This window comes from Saccharothrix saharensis, from assembly GCF_006716745.1.
In the GTDB taxonomy this organism is placed as follows: Bacteria; Actinomycetota; Actinomycetes; order Mycobacteriales; family Pseudonocardiaceae; genus Actinosynnema; species Actinosynnema saharense.
In genome coordinates this window covers 1,695,452-1,714,226 of sequence record NZ_VFPP01000001.1, presented here as the reverse complement: position 1 = coordinate 1,714,226, position 18,775 = coordinate 1,695,452, and the positions used below count along the sequence as shown (strand labels likewise).

Sequence of the window (18,775 nt, the reverse complement as noted above, 5' to 3'; positions counted from 1 at the left end):
GTGGCGCCGAACCCCCGCCGGTGCCGCCACCCTCCCCCCGCGACCGCGATCCCGCGCTGCTTCGCCCCGCCGACCCTCGCCGCTCCGCAGCCGCATCCGCCGCCGTCCCCGGCCGCCGGGGCTCCCGCGTCACCGACCCCGGCGAGCCCGGTTCCAGCGGCAGCTCCAACCCGAGCCCGGCGTCCCGGTCGGTGGCCGGGGTGGTCCGCGGCGGCGTCGGCGGGCGCGGAGGGGCGGTGGTGGGGCGGTGGGTGGCGCGGGAGGTGCGGGCCAGGGCGTCGAGTTGGGCGTCTTCCGCGAGCCGGCGGGACACCGCGTCGGGGCGCAGCTCGCCCAGGACGGAGCGTTGCGCGAGCTTCAGCTCCCGCAGCGTGAACGTCGCCGGGCACGTGGGGCAGGCCACGGCGGCTTGCAGTTGCTGCCGGCCGCGGTCCGGGTGGGCGCGGTAGAGGCCGTGGAGCTCGCCCTCGCACGTCGGGCACCGGCGGTCGATCGGCACGGGGGAGAGCTGCCAGCCCGGCTCGGCGTAGCGCGCGATCGCGGGTTCCGGGCGGACGCCCCAACGGGCTTCCACGACCCCGGCGACGGACGTGTCCACCGCGGCCGGCCCGTGCTCCACTCGTCGCCTCCCGTCGCGGCCGCGGTCGTCGGTGGTCCCGGACGGGGGCCGACGTGGGCCGACGCGGACCGGCACGTGCCGGCCGTGCTCACCCGTGCGGCCGACGTGATGCTATGCCGGACCGGGTCCGGGCGGGCCCTGTGGTGGCGGAGTGGGGTGGTCGGCGCTCGGTCATATCCAACCGAGGTACGAGAACACTGTTTCCGTACATGTCCGGACCATGATCACCCGATCGTGTTCAGGACCGGGATGTGCTGCTCCTCCTCCGTCAGGGACCCGTGGTGCCCGACAAAGGTAGTCAGTCCCGGCTCCACCGTCGAACGCACCACCGCCAGCGACCCCTTCGCCGCCACCACCAGGTCCCCGATCCGCGGCAGCACGCGCTCGTCGACCCGAGGCCCGAACCACCCCGCCGCCACGGCCTCCGCACGCGACGCGATCCACGCCCGGTCGCCCAACCGCTCCGCCCACCGGGCCCGCACCGCCTCCGCCGCGGCCGTGTAGACGTGCCGCACCCGCGCCTCCCCGCCGAGCACCCGCACACCGTCGCGGAGCACGTCGTCGGTGTCGAAGTCGACCCGGTCGTCCGCCGCCACCATCCCGTGGTCCGCCGTCACGACCAGCGCCGCGCCGGCCGGCAACCCCTCCGCCACCGCCGCCGCCAACCGGTCCACGAACCGCAACTGCCACCGCCACGCCTCACTGCCCGGCCCGTGCACGTGCCCGAGCGCGTCCAGGTCGGCGTGGTAGGCGTAGCAGAGCACCCGGTCCTCCGACCGCAACGCCTCCGCCACCCGCGTCACGAGGTCGCCGAACCCGAGCACGCCCTGGAACCGCCCGCCCCGCAGCACCGCGCGCGTCAGCCCGCTGCCCTCCTGGTCCCGCGGCAGCACGAGCCGCACCGCCACCCCCGCGTCGGCCGCCACCTCGAACGCCGTCCGCCGCGGCTGCACCTCCTCCGGCACCAGCACGTCCCGCAGGTCCACGTGCGCGGCCGACCCGTACCGCGACCAGCGCAACGCGTTCACCACCTCGCCGCCGTCGGCGAACGAGTACCCGACCAGGCCGTGCTCCCCGGTCGGCAGCCCGGTGCCCAGCGCGGCCAGGCTCGTCGCCGTCGTCGACGGGAACCCGGCCGTGATCGCCGACCCGGCCAGCGACGCCAGGAACGGCGCGTCCGCCGCGTGCTCCCGCAACAGCCCCCACCCGAGGCCGTCCACCAGCAGCACGCACACCCGTGACGGGCCGGAGACGCCGAGCACGTCCACCATCCCGGGCACACCCATCCCGGCCAGCAACGACGGCACGACATCGGCGAGCGATCCGCTCCCGTACCGGGGCACGCGGGGGTCCATGGCACCCGACCCTAGCCCGCCGGACAGGATGGCGGACATGACCACCGAACGGGTCGGCCCACCGCTGCGCGGCGGCGAGCGCGAGACGCTGCGCGCGTTCCTGGACCACCACCGCGCCACCCTGGCGCTGAAGTGCGACGGCCTGTCCACCGAGGAACTGCGCCGCCGTTCCATGCCGCCGTCCACGCTGACCCTGCTCGGCCTGGTCAGGCACATGGCCGAGGTGGAGCGCACCTGGTTCCGCCGGGTGATCGCCCACGAGGACGTCCCGCTGGTGTGGTCGCCCGACGGCGACTTCCAGGTGGCCTACGACGCCTCCACCGCGACCGGGTCCGAGGCGTTCGAGGCCTGGCAGGCCGAGGTCGAGCACGCGCGGCGCATCGAGCGGGAGGCCGAGTCGCTCGACGTCACCGGTCACCACGAGCGGTGGGGCGAGGACGTGTCGCTGCGCCTGGTCATGCTCCACCTGATCCACGAATACGCCCGGCACAACGGACACGCCGACTTCCTGCGCGAGGGCATCGACGGCACGGTGGGCGCGTAACGCCGGGTCGCCGCGTTCGATCAGTCGCCGCGCACCGGGACGAAGCGGCCGACGAGTTCGACCAGTGCCGCCGCCACCACGCCCACCGCCAGGCCCACCAGCAGCCGGTGCGGTGTCACGGCCAGCAGGAACACGTCGGTGGCCAGCAGCGGCACGGCCAGGACCACGGCCGCCGCCGTCGCCAGACCGGCCAGCAGAGCCGCCTTCCAGCCCGTCAACGGTCGCGCGAGCAGCGACAACGTCCACAACGACGCCACCAGCACGACGACCGTCGCCACCGTCTGGCCGGCCACCCGCCCGCCCGCCGGGTCGAGCGCGCGGATCACCAGGTCGCCGCCGAACGCGGCCAGGCCGATCACCAGGCCCGTCGGCACGGCCAGCCGCAGCACGCGCCCCAGGAACCCCGGCACGTAACGCCGCCGGTTCGGGCCGAGGGCCAGCACGAAGCCCGGGATGCCGATGGTCAGCGCCGAGATCATGGTCAGCTGGATGGGTGCCAGCGGGTAGGCGATCCCGCTCACCAGCACGACCAGCGCCAGCACCAGCGAGTACGCGTTCTTCACCAGGAACAGGTTCGCCGCCCGCTCGATGTTGGCGATCACCCGCCGCCCCTCCGCGACGACGTCCGGCAGGTGCGCGAACCGGCTGTCCAGCAGCACGAGCTGCGCCACGGCCCGGGTCGCGGCCGCGCCGTTGCCCATCGCCACGCCGATGTCGGCGTCCTTCAACGCCATCGCGTCGTTGACGCCGTCACCGGTCATCGCCACCACGTGCCCGCGCCGCTGCAACGCGCCCACCATCGCCCGCTTCTGCTGCGGCGTGACCCGCCCGTACACGGCGGACGCCTCCAGCACGTCGGCGAGCGCGTCCGGGTCGTCGGGCAGCGTGCGGGCGTCCACGGCCTCGCCCGCCGCCGAGATGCCGGGCACGCCGACCGCCACGGCCACCGCGCCGACCGTGCGCGGGTTGTCGCCGGAGATCACCCGCAGCGCCACGCCCTGCTCGGCGAAGTACCGCAGCGTGTCGGCGGCGTCGTCGCGGATCCGCTCGGCGAGCACCACCAGCGCGCGCCCGGTGAGGCCGGCGGGCAGCGAGGTGCCGTCACCGGGGGAGCGGGCCGAGGCGAGCACCAGCACGCGCTTGCCCTGCGCGGCCAGGTCGGCGGCCCGGTCGGACAGCGGCCCACCCTCGGGGAACACCATCTCCGGCGCGCCGAGCACCCACGTGCCGTGCCCGTCGGTGTCCACCGAGGACCACTTGCGGGCCGACGAGAACGGCACGCCGCCCGTGCGCCGCCAGGCGGTGGAGGAGAACTCCTCGGCCAGCGCGGTGGACGTGGCGTTCGCGTCGGGCGCGGTGGCCAGCAGGGCGAGCGCGGCGCGCACGTCGTCCTGCGGTTCGTCGGCCACGAGCCGGTCGAACACGATGTCGCCGTGGGTGAGCGTGCCCGTCTTGTCGAGGCACACGACGTCGACGCGGGCCAGCACCTCCACCGCCGGCAGCTCCTGCACCAGGGTCTGCCTGCGCGCCAGGGCCACCGCGGCGAGCATGAACGCCAGGCTGGTGAGCAGGACCAGCCCCTCGGGGACCATGCCGACCAGCGCCGCGACCGCGCCGGTCATCGCCTCCTGCCAGTCGTCGGTGTCGGGGCTGCGCAGTTGGCTCCACAGCAGCAGCGGGCCGACCACCAGCATCATCAGCGAGATCCAGCGCAGCAGCTTGTTCGTGCCCGCGACCAGCTCCGACCGCACCGCGGTGAACCGGCGTGCCTCGGCGGTGAGCCGGGTCGCGTAGGCGTCCGCGCCGACCGCCGTCGCCGTGAACCGGCCCGACCCGGCGACCACGATCGACCCCGACCGCACGTCGTCGCCGACGGCCTTGTGCACGGGCTCGGACTCGCCGGTCAGCAGCGACTCGTCCACCTCCAGGCCGTCGGCCGCGGTGACCGGGCCGTCGGCCACGACCTGGTCACCGGCGCGGACGGTGACCAGGTCGTCGGCCACCACGTCGCCCACGTCGACCTCGGACGTCACCCCGTCGCGCGTCACCCGGGCGCGCGGCGCGTTGAGCACGGCGAGCCGGTCCAGGGTGCGCTTGGCCCGCAGCTCCTGCACCACGCCGATGGCCGTGTTGGCCACCACGACCAGCCCGAACAGGCCGTTCTGCCAGCGCCCGGTGGCCAGGATGACCAGGAACAACGCGGTCAGCAGCCCGTTGAACGGCGTGATCACGTTCGCCCGGACGATCTGGCCCGTGCTGCGGCTCGTGCGGGACCGGACGGCGTTCGTCCGCCCCTCGGCGACGCGCCGCGCGACCTCCGCCGCGGTCAACCCCGCCGCCCGCTCCACCCGCACGCCGGCGACCTCGGACACAGGCACCTCCCGCGCCCATCGTCACCCGCCGCGCCGGTTCCCGCCCGCCCGGTCCAGCGGCAGGGTGGGTCGACGACGCGGCCCGGGTCGATCCGCCGGTCGCGGATCGGGTCGACCGGCTCGGGCGGGAAGCGGCGCACGGGCGCGGGCCGCCGTGCAGGTGGGCTAACCCGCACCATCGACTCCTGCGTGCGGACCGCCTCGATCACCGAGTGCGCGCCGAGCCCGTCGGTGAGGTCCTTGATCCGCGGCACGCCTTCGTCACCGCGTTCGGTGACGATGTCGGTTGCCCCGGAGTCGAGCGGCTCCCGCCACGAGCCGGGCTTCGCCCGGCGGTGGACAGCACGACCACCGGCGATCCCGCGACAGCGCCGTTCACCCGACCGTGTGGCGACAGCGCTCGAGTTTCGGACCCCGGTGATCACGGCTAGCGTCGGGACATGCCGTCCACCGAGCACCCCGCGGACGACCTGGACCTGCTGGACGCCTACTGGCGCGCGGCCAACTACCTCTCCGTCGGGCAGATCTACCTGCTCGACAACCCGCTGCTGCGCGAACCCCTGCTCCCGGGGCACGTCAAGCCGCGCCTGCTCGGCCACTGGGGCACGACCCCCGGCCTGAACCTGCTCTACGCGCACATGAACCGCGCCATCCGGCGGCGCGACCTCAACGCCCTCTACGTCACCGGCCCCGGCCACGGCGGCCCCGGGCTCGTCGCGAACGCCTACCTCGAAGGCACCTACAGCGAGGTGTACTCGGGCATCGGGGAGGACCTGGACGGCCTGCGCGCGTTGTTCCGCCAGTTCTCCTTCCCCGGCGGCATCCCGAGCCACGTCGCACCGGAGACCCCCGGCTCGATCCACGAGGGCGGCGAGCTCGGCTACGCCCTCCTGCACGCGTACGGCGCGGTGTTCGACAACCCGGACCTGCTGGCGTTGTGCGTGGTCGGGGACGGCGAGGCGGAGACCGGGCCGTTGGCCGCCAGTTGGCACTCGAACAAGTTCCTCGACCCCGCCCGGGACGGCGTGGTGCTGCCCGTGCTGCACCTCAACGGCTACAAGATCGCCAACCCGACCGTGCTGGCGCGCATCCCGGACGACGAACTGGCCGCGTTGCTGCGCGGCTACGGCCACACACCGCACTTCGTCGTCGGTGACGAGCCCAAGGCCGTGCACGAACAGCTCGCCTCCACATTGGACACCGTGCTCGACCAGATCGCGGAGATGAAGCAGTCGAGGCGACGCCCGCCGTGGCCGATGATCGTGCTGCGCACCCCGAAGGGCTGGACCGGGCCGCGCGAAGTGGACGGTCGTCAGGTCGAAGGCACGTTCCGCGCCCACCAGGTCCCGCTGGCGGCCACCCGCACCGACGCCGCCCACCGCGCGCAACTGGAGCAGTGGCTGCGCGGCTACCGGCCCGAGGAGCTGTTCGACGACGCCGGGAGGCTCGTGCCCGAGCTGCGCGCCCTGCCGCCGACCGGCGACCGGCGGATGAGCGCCAACCCCCACACCAACGGCGGGCGGCTGCTGCGCGACCTGCGGATGCCCGACTTCCGCGACCACGCCGTGCCCGTCGAGCGGCCCGCCGCCGAGAGCAGCGAGGCGACCCAGGTGCTCGGCGGGTTCCTGCGGGACGTGGTGCGCCGCAACCCGGACAACTTCCTGGTGATGGGCCCGGACGAGGTGGCGTCCAACCGGCTTTCGGCGCTGTTCGACGTCACGGGCCGCAAGTGGGCCGCCGGCACCGAACCCGGCGACGACCACCTGACCCCGGACGGCCGGGTGCTGGAGGTGCTGTCGGAGCACCTGTGCCAGGGCTGGCTGGAGGGTTACCTGCTCACCGGCAGGCACGGTCTGTTCACCAGCTACGAGGCGTTCATCCACATCGTCGACTCGATGCTCAACCAGCACGCCAAGTGGCTCAAGACGACGCGGAAGATCCCGTGGCGCGCGCCGCTGGCGTCGTTGAACTACCTGCTGTCCTCGCACGTGTGGCGCCAGGACCACAACGGGTTCAGCCACCAGGACCCCGGCTTCCTGGACCACGTGGTGAACAAGAAGGCCGAGATCGTCCGCGTCTACCTGCCGCCCGACACCAACACGCTGCTGTCGGTCGCGGACCACTGCCTGCGCAGCAGGCACTACGTGAACGTGATCGTGGCGGGCAAGCAGCCCGCGCTGACCTACCTGGACATGCCGGACGCGATCGCCCACTGCACGCGCGGCCTGGGCATCTGGGACTGGGCGGGCACGACCGAGGGTGAGCCGGACGTGGTGCTGGCGTGCGCGGGCGACATCCCGACGCTGGAGACGCTCGCCGCGGCGAAGCTGCTGCGCGAGCACCTGCCCGACCTGAAGGTGCGCGTGGTCAACGTGGTCGACCTCATGCGCCTGCAACCGGACACCGAGCACCCGCACGGCCTGCCCGACCGCGACTTCGACGCGCTGTTCACCGCGGACAAGCCGGTGATCTTCGCGTTCCACGGCTACCCGTGGCTCATCCACCGCCTCACCTACCGTCGCACCAACCACGTCAACCTGCACGTGCGCGGCTACAAGGAGGAGGGCACGACGACCACGCCGTTCGACATGGTGATGCTCAACGACCTGGACCGGTTCCACCTGGTGATGGACGTGATCGACCGCGTGCCGTCGCTCGGCGGGGCGGCGGCGTCGTTGCGGCAGCGCATGGCCGACGCCCGGCTCGCCGCGCTCCAGCACACCCGCGAGCACGGCGAGGACGACCCGGCCATCGCCGGGTGGACGTGGAGCTGACGTGCGGGTCCTGGTGGTCAACGCGGGCTCGTCCAGCCTGAAGCTGCGGCTCCTGGCGGCGGACGACGAGGTGGAGCGCACCGCCGACGTCGAGCCCGACCCCGACCGGCTCGGCGACGTGCTGGCGGACTGGCCGACACCGGACGCCGTGGGCCACCGCGTGGTGCACGGCGGCACCCGGTTCACCGACCCCGTCGTGCTGGACGACCTGGTGCGCCAGGCGCTGGTCGACCTGACCGCGCTCGCGCCGCTGCACCAGCCGAAGTCGTTGGCGGGACTGGACGCGGTGCACCGGCTGCTGCCCGACGTGCCCGCCGTCGCGTGCTTCGACACCGCGTTCCACACCACCATCCCCGCGGCGGCGGCCACCTACGCCGTGCCGCGGCGGTGGCGCGACCGGTACGCGATCCGCCGTTACGGCTTCCACGGCCTGTCCCACGCCCACTGCGCGCGGCGGGTCGCCGAACTCGTGTCGCCCGGCGCGCGGCTCGTCACCTGCCACCTGGGCGCGGGGGCGTCCCTGGCGGCGATCCGCGACGGCCGCAGCGTCGACACCACCATGGGCTTCACCCCGTTGGAAGGGCTGGTGATGGCGACCAGGTCGGGCACCGTCGACCCGGGTCTGGTGCTGTGGCTGGAGGAGCACGAGGAGCTGTCGCCGCACGAGGTCGCGACCGCGTTGGAGGAGGAGTCCGGGCTCACCGCGCTGGCCGGGACGGGCGATCTGCGGGAAATCGACGCGGCGGCGGCCGGGGGAGACCCGGACGCCGTGCTGGCCCTGGACGTCTACACCCACCGGCTGGTCGGCGGTGTCGCCGCGATGGCCGCCGCGCTGGGCGGGCTGGACGTCCTCGCGTTCACCGGCGGTGTCGGCGAGAAGTCGGCCACCGTGCGCCGCCGTGCCGCGCAACGGTTGGCGTTCCTCGGTGTCGCGGTCGACCCGGACCGCAACGACCACGCCGACGGCGACACCGACATCACCGCCCCGGACTCGGGGGTCAGGACCCTCGTCGTCACGGCCCGCGAGGACCTGGAGATCGCGCGCGGCACGCGTACCGCTCTCCGCGCCTGACCGCAATAGTGCGGCAGCAGCGGGTTCTTCCGCGCCGTTGAGCGGATTGACATGCCCTGTCGGGCCGGTGTTACGTGACTCATCGCGTCCTGCTAGGGGGTGGGGATGTCGGAACCGGGGGGACACTGGAGTCCCCGATTTCGCTTGGTGCTCATAGCGATCATGCTGCTCGTCGGCGTCGCCGTGACCATGGTGTCCACCATCCTGGTCACCGAGGTGGACGAGTCCTGGACGGCCGGCTCGGTGACGCGCGGTGTGCTCAGCGCGGTGCTGGTGCTGTTCTCGGGCGTCTACGTCAACCTGATGCTGGCCGGGATCGTGAAGGTCTGGCGCGACCCGGGGTCGGCGAACCGCTCGCTGGACAAGACGATCCGGGACGTCCGCGGCTGGCTGGGCGAGAAGACCAAGTGGCTCGGGATCGCGCTGACGATGGCCCTGATCGTCGCCGCCGGAGTCGCCCTGAGGCCGTCACCACCGCCCGACACCGGCCTCGAAGAGGGCAAGCTGGTGGTCATGACGGCGTTCGACGAGAGCGCGAACGACCCGCGCTTGATGCTCATCAAGCTGTGGAACCAGTTGCACCCGGCCAACCAGGTCGAGGTCGTGTTCGTGTCCGGCGAACCCGACCAGCAGAACGTCCGGATGGTCAACGACGCCAAACCCGACGGCGCGCACGAGGCCGACGTGTACGTCCTCGACCTCGTGTGGATGGCGCAGTTCCGGGAGGAGCGCTACATCCGCGAGCTGGACCGGTCGACCCTGGCGGGGCTGGACGACTTCGTGCCCAAGGTGTTCGGCACGTGCGTCCACGAGGGGAAGCTGTGGTGCCTGCCGCTCAACACCGACGTCGGCCTGCTGTACTACCGCACCGACCTGCCGCTCGCGGTCAAGCCACCGACGAAGTGGGAGCAGTACTTCGGCGCGGACGCGGCGGCAGCGGCGGCCGGCACGCCCCAGGTCGACGCGGCGAACGCGGCGCCGCTCGCCAACGAGGAGATCCTCACCGTCATGGCGCTGGAGGCCATGTGGGCGGCGGGCGGCAAGGCGTTCGGGGAGAACGGGGACGTCGCCCAGAACGAGGACAAGACCAGCGTGCAGCTCGGCGCAGGTGACGAGATCGGCCTGCGCGAGCTCGCCGCCGCCGCCCACGACGACCGCGTCGTGGTGACCGCCGAGGCGCGGTCGACCACGGACGACGTGGCGGTCCGGACGTTCGCCGACGGGCGCACGCTCTACATGCGCAACTGGCCGGTCGCCCGCGACGGGCTGCGCGACCGGGTCGGGTTCGGCGTCGCCGCGCTGCCGACCGCCGGCGTGCTCGGCGGCCAGAACCTGGCGATCCGGGCGGGCACGGGCAAGCCGCGGGCCGCGCAGGCGCTGGTCGACTTCCTGACCAGCGCCGCCAGCCAGCTGATCCTGTCCGAGGTCGGCGGCTTCGCCCCGACCAGGCAGTCCGCGTACGACAACGCCAAGCGGCGCGACATGCAGGAACTGCGCTCGGCCCTGAGCTCCGCCCGCCTGCGGCCCGTGACGCGGCACTACGTGGAGTTCAGCCAGGTGTTCCGCGACGGCGTCGCCGAAGCGATCAACGACCGCAGCGGGCGGCTGAAACCGGAGACGCTCCAGCGGTTGGCGAAGATCCTCAACCAGTGAGCGCGTGCTCAGGCGACCGTGTCGATCGCGGCCAGCCGTGAGCGGACCTCCAGCGCCTCGGCGGTGCGGTGCTGCGCGTGGTACAGCTCCAACGCCTGCGACCAGGCCTCCCGCGCCTGGTCGTGCTGCCCCAGCGCGGAGTGCGCCTGCGCCAGCAGGTCCAGCGTGTCCGCCTCCTCGCCGCGGTCGTCCAGCCTGCGCAGCACGGCGATGGCCTCGCGGAAGTGCTCCACCGCCCGCGCGTGGTCGCCGGTGCGGTGGGCGATGTGGCCGACGCTGCTCAGCGTGTACGCCTCGCCGTCCGCGTAACCGATGCGCCGGTGCAGCTCCAGCGCGGCCGTGCAGTACTCCGCCGCACGGTTCAGGTCACCGAGGACCGCGTGGTACCAGCCGACGGAGTTGAGCATGTTCGCCTCGCGGGTCTGGTCGGCCAGCCCCCGGTAGAGCTCCAACGCCTCGTAAACGTGCTCCAGCGCCCGCGCGCTGTCGCCCCGCTGGTCCCACGCGGCGGCGAACGCCTCGTGCGTGCGCGCCTGGCCCGCGACGTCCCCGGCCCGGTGGAACCCCTCCAGCGCCCGGTCCAGGTGCCGCAACCCGTCGTCGTGCTCGCCCACGTCCAGCAGCGCCACGCCGAGCCGCCGGTGCGCGCGGGCCCGGTCGCCCGGGTCGTCGAGGTGCTCGACCGCGGCGACGGCGGTCCGCCACGTGGCGAGGTTGTCCCGGCGGCGCCGCTGCCGGTAGTGGAACGTGTGCAGGGCCCAGCCGAGCCGCCACGTCGCCGTGTGCCGGCCGTGCCGCGCGGCCAGGTGCTGCGCCTCCACCAGGTTCGCGTGCTCGACCTCGAACCACGCCACCGCGCGGTCCACGTCGGGCAGCGGGTGCGGCGTCACGCCGGCCACCGGGCGGCCGATCACGATCGGCGGCCGGTACGGGTCCAGGACCCGGTCACCGGAGTAGGCGGTGTGCAGGTAGAAGTCCAGCAGCCGGGTCGACGCGTCGTGGCGCACCGGCTCGGCCAGGTCCCGCGCGGCCTGCTCGGCCGCGTACAGCCGCACCAGGTCGTGCATCCGGTACCGGCCCGGCGTGTGCTCCTGCACCAGGCTCTCCGCCTCCAGGTCGCGCAGTCGCACCCTGGCCTCGGCGGTGGACGTGCCGATCAGCGCCGCCGCGGCGGGCAGCCCGATGTCCGGCCCCGGCGCGAGGCCCAGCAGCCCGAACGCGGTCGCCGTGCGCTCGGCCAACGCCCGGTAGGACCAGGAGAACACGGCCCGCAGGTTGGCCTCGGCGTCGTCGATGTTGAGCGCGTCCAGCCGGCCCGCGTGGTCGCGCAGCTCGTCGGCCAGCGCCGCCAGCGAGAACTCGGGGTGGCTCGTCGCGCGGGCCGCCACGATGCCCAGCGCCAGCGGCAGGCCCGCGCAGAACCCGATCAGCTCGCCCACCGCGCCCGGGTCGGCGGCCAGCCGGTCCGCGCCGAGGTGGCGGGCCAGCAGGTTGCGCGCCTCGCCGTCCGGCAGCACGTCCAGGTCGACGTGGCGGGCGCCGTGCGCGGTGACCAGGCGGGTCAGCCGGCGGCGGCTCGTGATCAGCACCGTGCACGTGGGGCTGCCCGGCAGCAGCGGCACGACCTGGGCCGTGTCGCGGGCGTTGTCCAGCACCACCAGCATCCGCCGACCGGCGAGCACGCTGCGGTACAGGCCCGCCTGCGCCTGCGGGTCGGCGGGGATGGTGGCCGGCGCGACCCCCATGGCCTCCAGGAACCCGCGCACGGCCGCTTCCGGCGGCACCGGCGAGCCGGTCGGGTCGAAGCCGCGCAGGTCGACGTGGAGCTGGCCGTCCGGGAACAGGTGCAGGTTGCGGTGCGCCCAGTGCAGCGCCAGCCACGTCTTGCCGATGCCTCCCGCGCCGCTGATCGCGGAGATCACCACGGCCGCGGGCTGGGCCGCGAGCGCGGAGGTGACGTGCTCCAGCTCCCGTTCGCGCCCGGCGAAGCGGGCCGGGGGAGCGGGCAGCTGCTGCGCCACCGGCTCGTCGTGGCCCGCGGTGTCCGCCGTGGCCATCGCCCACAGCCGGTGCAGCTCGACCAGCTCGGCCTTCGTCGCGCCGCACGCGCGGGCGATCCGGGCCACCACCTCGAAGTGGTCGGGCACGGCGAGGCCCTGGCAGTAGCGGTGCAGCCCGGAACTGCTCAGCCCGGTGCGCTCGCCCAACGTCCGGAAGCTGCGCCCGCTGCGCCGCTTCAGCTCGCCGAGCGCGCGCGCGAACACCTCAACGTGCGCCGATAACGCCATGCCCCGCCCCCTCGATCACCCAGCGTCCCACAGGCCGTCCCACCGGTCCACGTCTTCGCAGCTCAAGGCATCCGCCGTGTCCCAGCGTCCCGCACCGCTCGCGTCCTCACCCCAAGATCGGCCATCGTTGACCGCGACGGACCAGCCGGCCCGCGCTCAAGGGGGGACGTGAGGCCGGCGGGTCCGTCAAAGGGGGGAAGGGGGCGTCCGACCGCGTCGACGGGTGCGACGCGGTCGGACGGGAGCGGTGATCGCGGCGGGTGAACGGGAAAGGCTCCGCGCGCCGCCCGGTGGTGGAGGGCGGCGCGCGGAGCCGGATGCGCCGTTCGTGGGTGGTCTAGGCGCGTGACGGCGAGGTCATCGCCGGTTCAGGAATCGTGAGGAAATCTCAGAGCAGGTCGACCAGGACCTTCGAGACGTCGATGTCGTCGATGATGTCGGCGTTGTTCAGGGCGTCCACCAGGGCGCTCTTGAAGATGAGGTTGTCCTCGACGTTCACGTCGTCGATGACGTCCTTGATGGTGACCTCGACCGCGTCCAGCTCGGCGCCGTTCAGCACCTTGATGGTGTTGCCGCTCGCGACGTCGCCGATGGTGATCAGCGAGTCGGGCAGGTCGATCGGCACCTGCACGGTGGTGTTGATCGTGCACACGATCACGTTGACCAGGCCGGTCGGGTCGGAGTTGATGCACGACGCGTCGGGGACGGTGGTGGCCTGCGCGGCCGAGGTGCCACCGAACACCATCGCGCCGGTCATGGCGGCCAGCGCGACACCCGAGGCAAGACGCTTCAACACGAGGTCTCCTTGGTAGTGGAATCCTGCTCGATTTCGCCGGGATCGGCGATGTCACAAATAAAGCAGGAAACCCCGGTGCCGCGCACCTTGGTAATGCCGGTATCGGACGATCAGGCGGCCGGAAATTGCTCCGATCGTCTCAGGGCGCCACGGTCGAACCATCGGGGACAAATGCGTACCGCTGTACCGATCGTAATCGGCATTGCGCCGAGAGGGTGGCCGGGCGGTGCGGCGGACCCCCGGGAACGTGAAGCCTCCTCGTCGAGTGCCGTGCTTTATCCGGATGTGTCGGACCGCGCCGGCCGGGCGGGTGGCCCGAAAGTGCTCCGCCAGGGTGGTGAAAGGCGTTCAAACATGCCGTTGCGGCGAAATCGAGCCGAATCCCGGACTACGGGAAAGAGTGTTCTGCGTCACGTCACCGCGCTCTGTCGCAACGGTCGCCGCCCCTTACCCCGATCGGCCGCGAAGCGCCCCGGCGTCAGCGCGGCACGATGCCGCGCACCACGGTGGCCACGAGGGCGTCCACGTGGCCCGGGGGGATGGGTGGCGGGTCGGTCAGGCCGCGGAAGACGCGGGGGAGGACCAGTTCGTGGCACGCGCCCACGACGAGGGTGGCCACGGCGTCCGGGTCGGTGTCGGCGGCGACGTGGCCGCGGGACCGCTCGGTGCGCAGGTAGTCGGCCAGGGAGCGGTGCAGGCCGTGGCCGTCGGCCATCGGGTTGGGCAGGGCGTCGAAGCGGGCGAAGACCTCGGGGTGGCCGATCAGGCCGGCGAACGCGGGCAGGAACGCCGTGTGCGCGGCCAGCGCGTGCGTGACGAAGGCGTGCAGGTTCTCCGCCAGGGTGCCGTCGGTCCGCGGGCGGCCGAGGCGTTCTTCCACGTCGCGGACGTGCTGGTGCAGGGCCAGCGCGAGCAGTTCCTCCTTGTCCGCGAAGTGGTTGTAGAGCACGCCGACCGCCACGTCGGCCGCGCGGGCGATGTCGCGGACGGTGAGGCCGGCGGTGCCCCGTTCGGCGATCAGCCGGGTGGCTGCGGCGATCAGGTGATCGCGCAGGCTCACGTCGCCGTCACGCAGTGCTGCTGCTCGTCGTGGTGCCATCGCGCTGCATCGTAGGCGGTGAGCGGAGGCGGAAGCCGTGCCCGGCCGGCGTCACGCCCGCGCGGTGACGAGCCGGGCGGTGCCGCGCAGCCGCACCGCGTCACCGTCCGCGAACGGGACGAGCGCCGCCGACACCGCGTCCCGGATGCCGTCCACGGTGGACGGCGAGGCCTCGCGCAGGGCGAACCGCACCGGACCCCACCCCATCAGGAACTCCGTCGCGTCGGCGACGTCACGCCCCCACACCTGCTCCGCCTCCACCGCCTCGGCGGTGACGTCGGTGAACCCCGCGCCGGTGAGCACCCGGTCGACCACGGCCGGGTCGGACAGCGACAGCGGCCCGGTGGCGGTCGACGTCGACACCGGCGTGCCGCCGATCGCGGCGAACACCCAGGCCAGGTCGCCGAGGTCCCGCATCGACAGGAACGCGAGCCGGCCGCCGGGCTCGAGCGCGCCGCGGATGTTGGCGAAGGCCGCCACCGGGTCGGCGAAGAACATGACGCCGAACCGGCTGACCGCCACGTCGAACGCGTGCGGCGGGAACGGGAACACCTGCGCGTCGCCCTGCTCGTAGGTCAGGGTGGGCACGCCCACCGCGGCCATCCTCGCGCGGGACAGCATCGGGCCGGACAGGTCGACGCCCAGGACCCGCGCGGCGCGTTGGGCGGCCAACCGGGCGATCCGGCCGTTGCCGCAGCCGATGTCGAGCACCCGGTGGTGCGGCGCGATGTCGGCGGCGGCGAGCAGCATGTCGTTGAAACCGCTGTTCACGGCGTCGTAGCGGTCCTGGTTCTCGGCCCAGTGCCGGCCCTCGTACCCGTTCCACGCCTCGGCCTGGTGGGTGTTGACGATCTTCGGCATGGCGCCGTCCCCTCGTTGTGAACGTGTGTTCATGAACAACTGTTCACTCGCTGCGCGGTGTTGTCAAGGCGGCTATCGTCGCGATCATGACCGTGGTCCGCTCGCTGCTGTTGTTCGCGCTGGCCGCGCTCGCCGAGATCGGCGGGGCGTGGCTGGTCTGGCAGGGCGTCCGCGAACACCGCGGGTTGCTGTGGATCGGCGCGGGCGTGGCGGCGCTCGGCCTGTACGGGTTCGTGGCGACGTTGCAGCCCGACGCGCACTTCGGCCGCATCCTCGCCGCGTACGGCGGGGTGTTCGTGGCCGGGTCGCTCGCGTGGGGCGTGGTGGTGGACGGGTTCCGCCCCGACCGGTGGGACTGCGTGGGCGCGGCGATCTGCCTGGCCGGCATGGCCGTGATCATGTACGGGCCACGGCCGTGAACGTGCCCGAGGCGCTGACGGCGTCCTACCACCGCACCGACCGGGGGCGGGCGTGGCTCGCCGCGCTGCCGGGCCACGCCGCCGACGTCCTCGACCGGTGGGGGCTGCGGGTGGACGGACCGCCGGGCAACGGCATGGCGTCGCTCGTGCTGCCGGTCGTGCGCGCCGACGGCACGTCCGCCGTGCTCAAGCTGCACCCCGTCACCGAGGACAACGCCGCCGCGCCGATCGGGCTGCGCGCGTGGGACGGCGACGGCGTGGTGCGGCTGCTCGACCACGAGCCGGGTGCGATGCTGCTGGAACGGCTGGACGCGAGCCGTCCGCTGTCGTCGGTGGCCGACGACGGGGCCGCCACGCGGGTCCTGGCCGACCTCCTCGCGCGCCTGGTGGCCGTGCCGGCACCGCCGGGCGTGCGGCGGCTGGCCGACATCGCGAACGCCATGCTCGACCAGGTGGCGGGCGCGGCGCCCGCGTTGCGCTCGGCCGCGGACCGGGCGCTGCTGCGCACGTGCGCGTCCGCCGTGGGCGAGGTCGTGGGCGAGGCCGGCGACCGGTTGTTGCACTGGGACCTGCACTACGACAACGTGCTGGCGGCCGAGCGGGAGCCGTGGCTGGCGATCGACCCGGAACCGCTGGCCGGCGACCCCGGCTTCGACCTGCTGCCCGCCCTGGACAGCCGCTGGGACGCCGTGATCGCCACGGGTGACGTGCCGCGCGCCGTCCTGCGCCGCTTCGACCTGCTGACCGACACCCTGGCCCTGGACCGGCGCCGTGCCACGGCCTGGACGCTGGGCCGCGTGCTGCAGAACGCGTTGTGGGACGTCGAGGACGGCGAGACCGCGCTGAACCCCGAGCAGGTCGCGATCGCCCACGCCCTGCTCGACCGCCGGACCTGATCGGCTCCCGCGAGGACCACCGGGCGCGTCGGGTCGGCGGTCGGGGGGTCAGGCCGGGGGCGGGTTGCCGCGGGGGCGGAGGCGCCCCATCGGCAGGGGAGGCGCCGGGAGGCGGGCGCCCGGGTAGCCCTCGACGTGGCCGAAGCGGTCCGACCCGGCCTGCCACTGGTCGCGGTAGTGGGCGATCTCCTCGTGGGTGCGGCCGACGAAGTTCCACCACATCACCAGGTCCTCGCCCAGCGGTTCGCCGCCCAGCAGGACCACGCGGGCCGGTTCCCCGGTGACGTTGGCCAGGTGCAGTGCCGTCGCGCCCACGCCGACGTAGCCCAAGGCGCCGCGCGCCAACGCCGTGCCGCCCAGCTCCACCGCGCCGACGTCGACCAGCACACCGTGCTCGAACGCCGCGTCCACCTCCAGCGCCAGCCGTGCGCCCGGCTCCAGCACGACCTCCGCGCCCAGCAACGGCGTGAACGTGCGCACCGGCGACGTCCGGCCCGCGACCGTGCCCAGGAACACCCGTGCGGACGCGCCGTCCAGCGCCACCGGCTCGGGCGCGTAGTGCTGGAAGTCGCGCGGCGCGTCGCGGTGGGCGTCGGGCAGCGCGATCCACAGCTGCACGCCGTGCAGCACGGTCGTCTCCGGCGTCGACACCTCGGAGTGGCAGATGCCGTGCCCGGCCGTCATCAGGTTCAGCTCGCCCGGCCGCACCACCGCGTGCACGCCGAGGCTGTCGCGGTGCTCGATCTCGCCGCTGAACAGCCAGCTCGCGGTCTGCAGGCCGGTGTGCGGGTGCGGCGCGACGTCCATGCCCCCGCTGACCGAGACGTCGTCGGGACCGTAGTGGTCGGCGAAGCACCACGCGCCGATCATCGACCGCGACCGCTGCGGCAACGTGCGCCGCACCGTCATCGCCCTCGGCCCGCCCAGCGGCACGTCGCGGGGGTCGAGCACCTCGACCCCCGCGACGCCGGACGCGCTCTGGCAGATCAGCTCGGACGGGTGGGTCTCCACGTTGCTCATCGCCACCCCGCTCGGACGGTCATCACCCCATCCTAGAGCCGCTGGTACTCCTCCCAGGTCCGCTTGGGCGTCACGACCGGCCCGTAGTCGGGGCCGCGGGCGGCCAGCCCGTTGAAGCCCAGGTAGTAGTCGCCCGCCTGGTCGCGCGCGCCGGTGGACAGGTCCGGGTCGCCCAGCGCGATGGCGTGGATGTGGTGGTCGAAGCCCTGCGCGGGCGTGCGGACCCAGGCCGCGAACCCGACCTGCCGCAGCACCCTGGCCACGGTGGTGCGGGTCGTCGCGGTCATGCCCGACACCGAGATGTCCAACGCGCCGCCGCCGTCGTGGGTGCCCGCCGAACCGGGCACGCCACCCGGGTCGTAGAGCCCTGCGTGATGCCCAACGACCGGCCCAGCAGCCGTTCCGCCTCGACCGGCATGGCCTTCGTGCGGGTGTTCATCAGCGCGCTGCGGTAGGTCACCCGACTGCCCGCCGACACCACGCGCGTGACCGCGTAGGTCGGCTCGCCCAGCAGCCGCAACGACGTCGGGCCGGGCGGGCCGGACGCGTCGAGCCCGGTGTAGCCGAGCGAGCGCTGGTAGGCCGCGTAGGCGTCGATCGTGCGGGTGCCGAAGTGCCCGTCGACGTAGGTCGGGGCCAGGTGCCCCCTCGCGACGAGCGCCTGCTCCACCAGCCGCACGCTGTCGCCGCTGCCCGGCGTGAGCGCCGAGTCGGCCCGGCGCGGGTCGACCTGCGCGGCCTTGAGCACGGCCTCCATGTCGACCACCGGCAGCGCTGCGGCCCGCGGCGCCGCGGCCGCGGGCGTCGCCAGGCGGACCAACCCGATCAGCACTCCGACCACGGCCACTCCGACCTTCACGACGTCCCCCTCCGGTCGACGACCAGGGAGCCGGTCAAGCGCGGCTCGGAGGTTCTTGGCAATAGTGGTTCGCAGTTGGTTGGAGATTGACGGGCGGTGCCGCGCTTCGCCCCGTGCGCGGTCGTGGAGTAGAGTCCGCCTGGTTGGG

At 73.6% G+C, this 18,775-nt stretch carries 13 protein-coding genes and 1 pseudogene; 6 read left to right on the top strand and 8 right to left on the bottom strand.

The features are described 5' to 3' along the window. Positions 1–843 precede the first annotated feature (843 nt). On the bottom strand, positions 844–1,974 hold the full coding sequence (locus FHX81_RS06790) for an alkaline phosphatase family protein (protein WP_141976118.1): 1,131 nt from the start codon (positions 1,972–1,974) through the stop codon (positions 844–846). A 37-nt stretch (positions 1,975–2,011) separates the two neighbouring features. Between FHX81_RS06790 and FHX81_RS06785 the strand changes: the two genes are divergently transcribed. Then, positions 2,012–2,518 (top strand): DinB family protein, encoded by a 507-nt coding sequence (locus tag FHX81_RS06785; RefSeq protein WP_141976116.1) that lies wholly within the window; start codon positions 2,012–2,014, stop codon positions 2,516–2,518. Between the two features lie 20 nt (positions 2,519–2,538). On the opposite strand, the gene FHX81_RS06780 is transcribed toward FHX81_RS06785, so the two are convergent. Then, positions 2,539–4,890 carry an HAD-IC family P-type ATPase gene (locus FHX81_RS06780; protein ID WP_211363401.1) on the bottom strand — a complete coding sequence of 784 codons (2,352 nt, stop codon included), beginning with the start codon at positions 4,888–4,890 and terminating at the stop codon, positions 2,539–2,541. Positions 4,891–5,330: 440 nt separating this feature from the next. Here FHX81_RS06780 and FHX81_RS06770 point away from each other — a divergent pair, with 440 nt between their 5' ends. The 3 genes from FHX81_RS06770 to FHX81_RS06760 all read left to right on the top strand — a co-directional run bounded on the left by FHX81_RS06770 (position 5,331) and on the right by FHX81_RS06760 (position 10,389). Beyond that, the gene (locus tag FHX81_RS06770) at positions 5,331–7,664 is read left to right on the top strand and encodes a phosphoketolase family protein (protein ID WP_141976114.1); all 2,334 of its coding nucleotides are present in this window, start codon (positions 5,331–5,333) and stop codon (positions 7,662–7,664) included. A 1-nt stretch (position 7,665) separates the two neighbouring features. Continuing rightward, positions 7,666–8,736, top strand: a complete 1,071-nt coding sequence (locus FHX81_RS06765) for an acetate/propionate family kinase (RefSeq protein ID WP_141976112.1) — start codon at positions 7,666–7,668, stop codon at positions 8,734–8,736. A 147-nt stretch (positions 8,737–8,883) separates the two neighbouring features. Continuing rightward, positions 8,884–10,389, top strand: a complete 1,506-nt coding sequence (locus FHX81_RS06760; protein ID WP_211363400.1) for an extracellular solute-binding protein — start codon at positions 8,884–8,886, stop codon at positions 10,387–10,389. Positions 10,390–10,397: 8 nt separating this feature from the next. On the opposite strand, the gene FHX81_RS06755 is transcribed toward FHX81_RS06760, so the two are convergent. The 4 genes from FHX81_RS06755 to FHX81_RS06740 all read right to left on the bottom strand — a co-directional run bounded on the left by FHX81_RS06755 (position 10,398) and on the right by FHX81_RS06740 (position 15,433). Beyond that, positions 10,398–12,677, bottom strand: a complete 2,280-nt coding sequence (locus tag FHX81_RS06755) for an ATP-binding protein (RefSeq protein WP_141976108.1) — start codon at positions 12,675–12,677, stop codon at positions 10,398–10,400. Between the two features lie 388 nt (positions 12,678–13,065). Further along, positions 13,066–13,473 (bottom strand): hypothetical protein, encoded by a 408-nt coding sequence (locus tag FHX81_RS06750; RefSeq protein ID WP_141976106.1) that lies wholly within the window; start codon positions 13,471–13,473, stop codon positions 13,066–13,068. Positions 13,474–13,951: 478 nt separating this feature from the next. Beyond that, positions 13,952–14,572 (bottom strand): TetR/AcrR family transcriptional regulator, encoded by a 621-nt coding sequence (locus FHX81_RS06745; RefSeq protein WP_141976104.1) that lies wholly within the window; start codon positions 14,570–14,572, stop codon positions 13,952–13,954. 51 nt (positions 14,573–14,623) lie between these two features. Further along, positions 14,624–15,433: a class I SAM-dependent methyltransferase gene (locus tag FHX81_RS06740; protein WP_141976102.1), complete on the bottom strand. Its 810-nt coding sequence runs from the start codon at positions 15,431–15,433 to the stop codon at positions 14,624–14,626. A gap of 86 nt (positions 15,434–15,519) precedes the next feature. On the opposite strand from FHX81_RS06740, the gene FHX81_RS06735 reads away from it, so the two are divergent. Next, positions 15,520–15,852, top strand: a complete 333-nt coding sequence (locus FHX81_RS06735; protein WP_141976100.1) for a YnfA family protein — start codon at positions 15,520–15,522, stop codon at positions 15,850–15,852. After that, positions 15,849–16,748, top strand: a complete 900-nt coding sequence (locus tag FHX81_RS06730) for an aminoglycoside phosphotransferase family protein (protein ID WP_141976098.1) — start codon at positions 15,849–15,851, stop codon at positions 16,746–16,748. The genes FHX81_RS06735 and FHX81_RS06730 overlap by 4 nt, the downstream gene beginning before the upstream one ends. A gap of 48 nt (positions 16,749–16,796) precedes the next feature. Here the strand turns inward: FHX81_RS06730 and FHX81_RS06725 are convergent, their stop codons facing one another. After that, positions 16,797–17,768, bottom strand: coding sequence for a pirin family protein (locus FHX81_RS06725; protein ID WP_141976096.1), 972 nt, complete (start codon positions 17,766–17,768; stop codon positions 16,797–16,799). Between the two features lie 32 nt (positions 17,769–17,800). Further along, a pseudogene (locus FHX81_RS06720) lies at positions 17,801–18,627 on the bottom strand (peptidoglycan-binding domain-containing protein). Positions 18,628–18,775 lie beyond the last annotated feature (148 nt).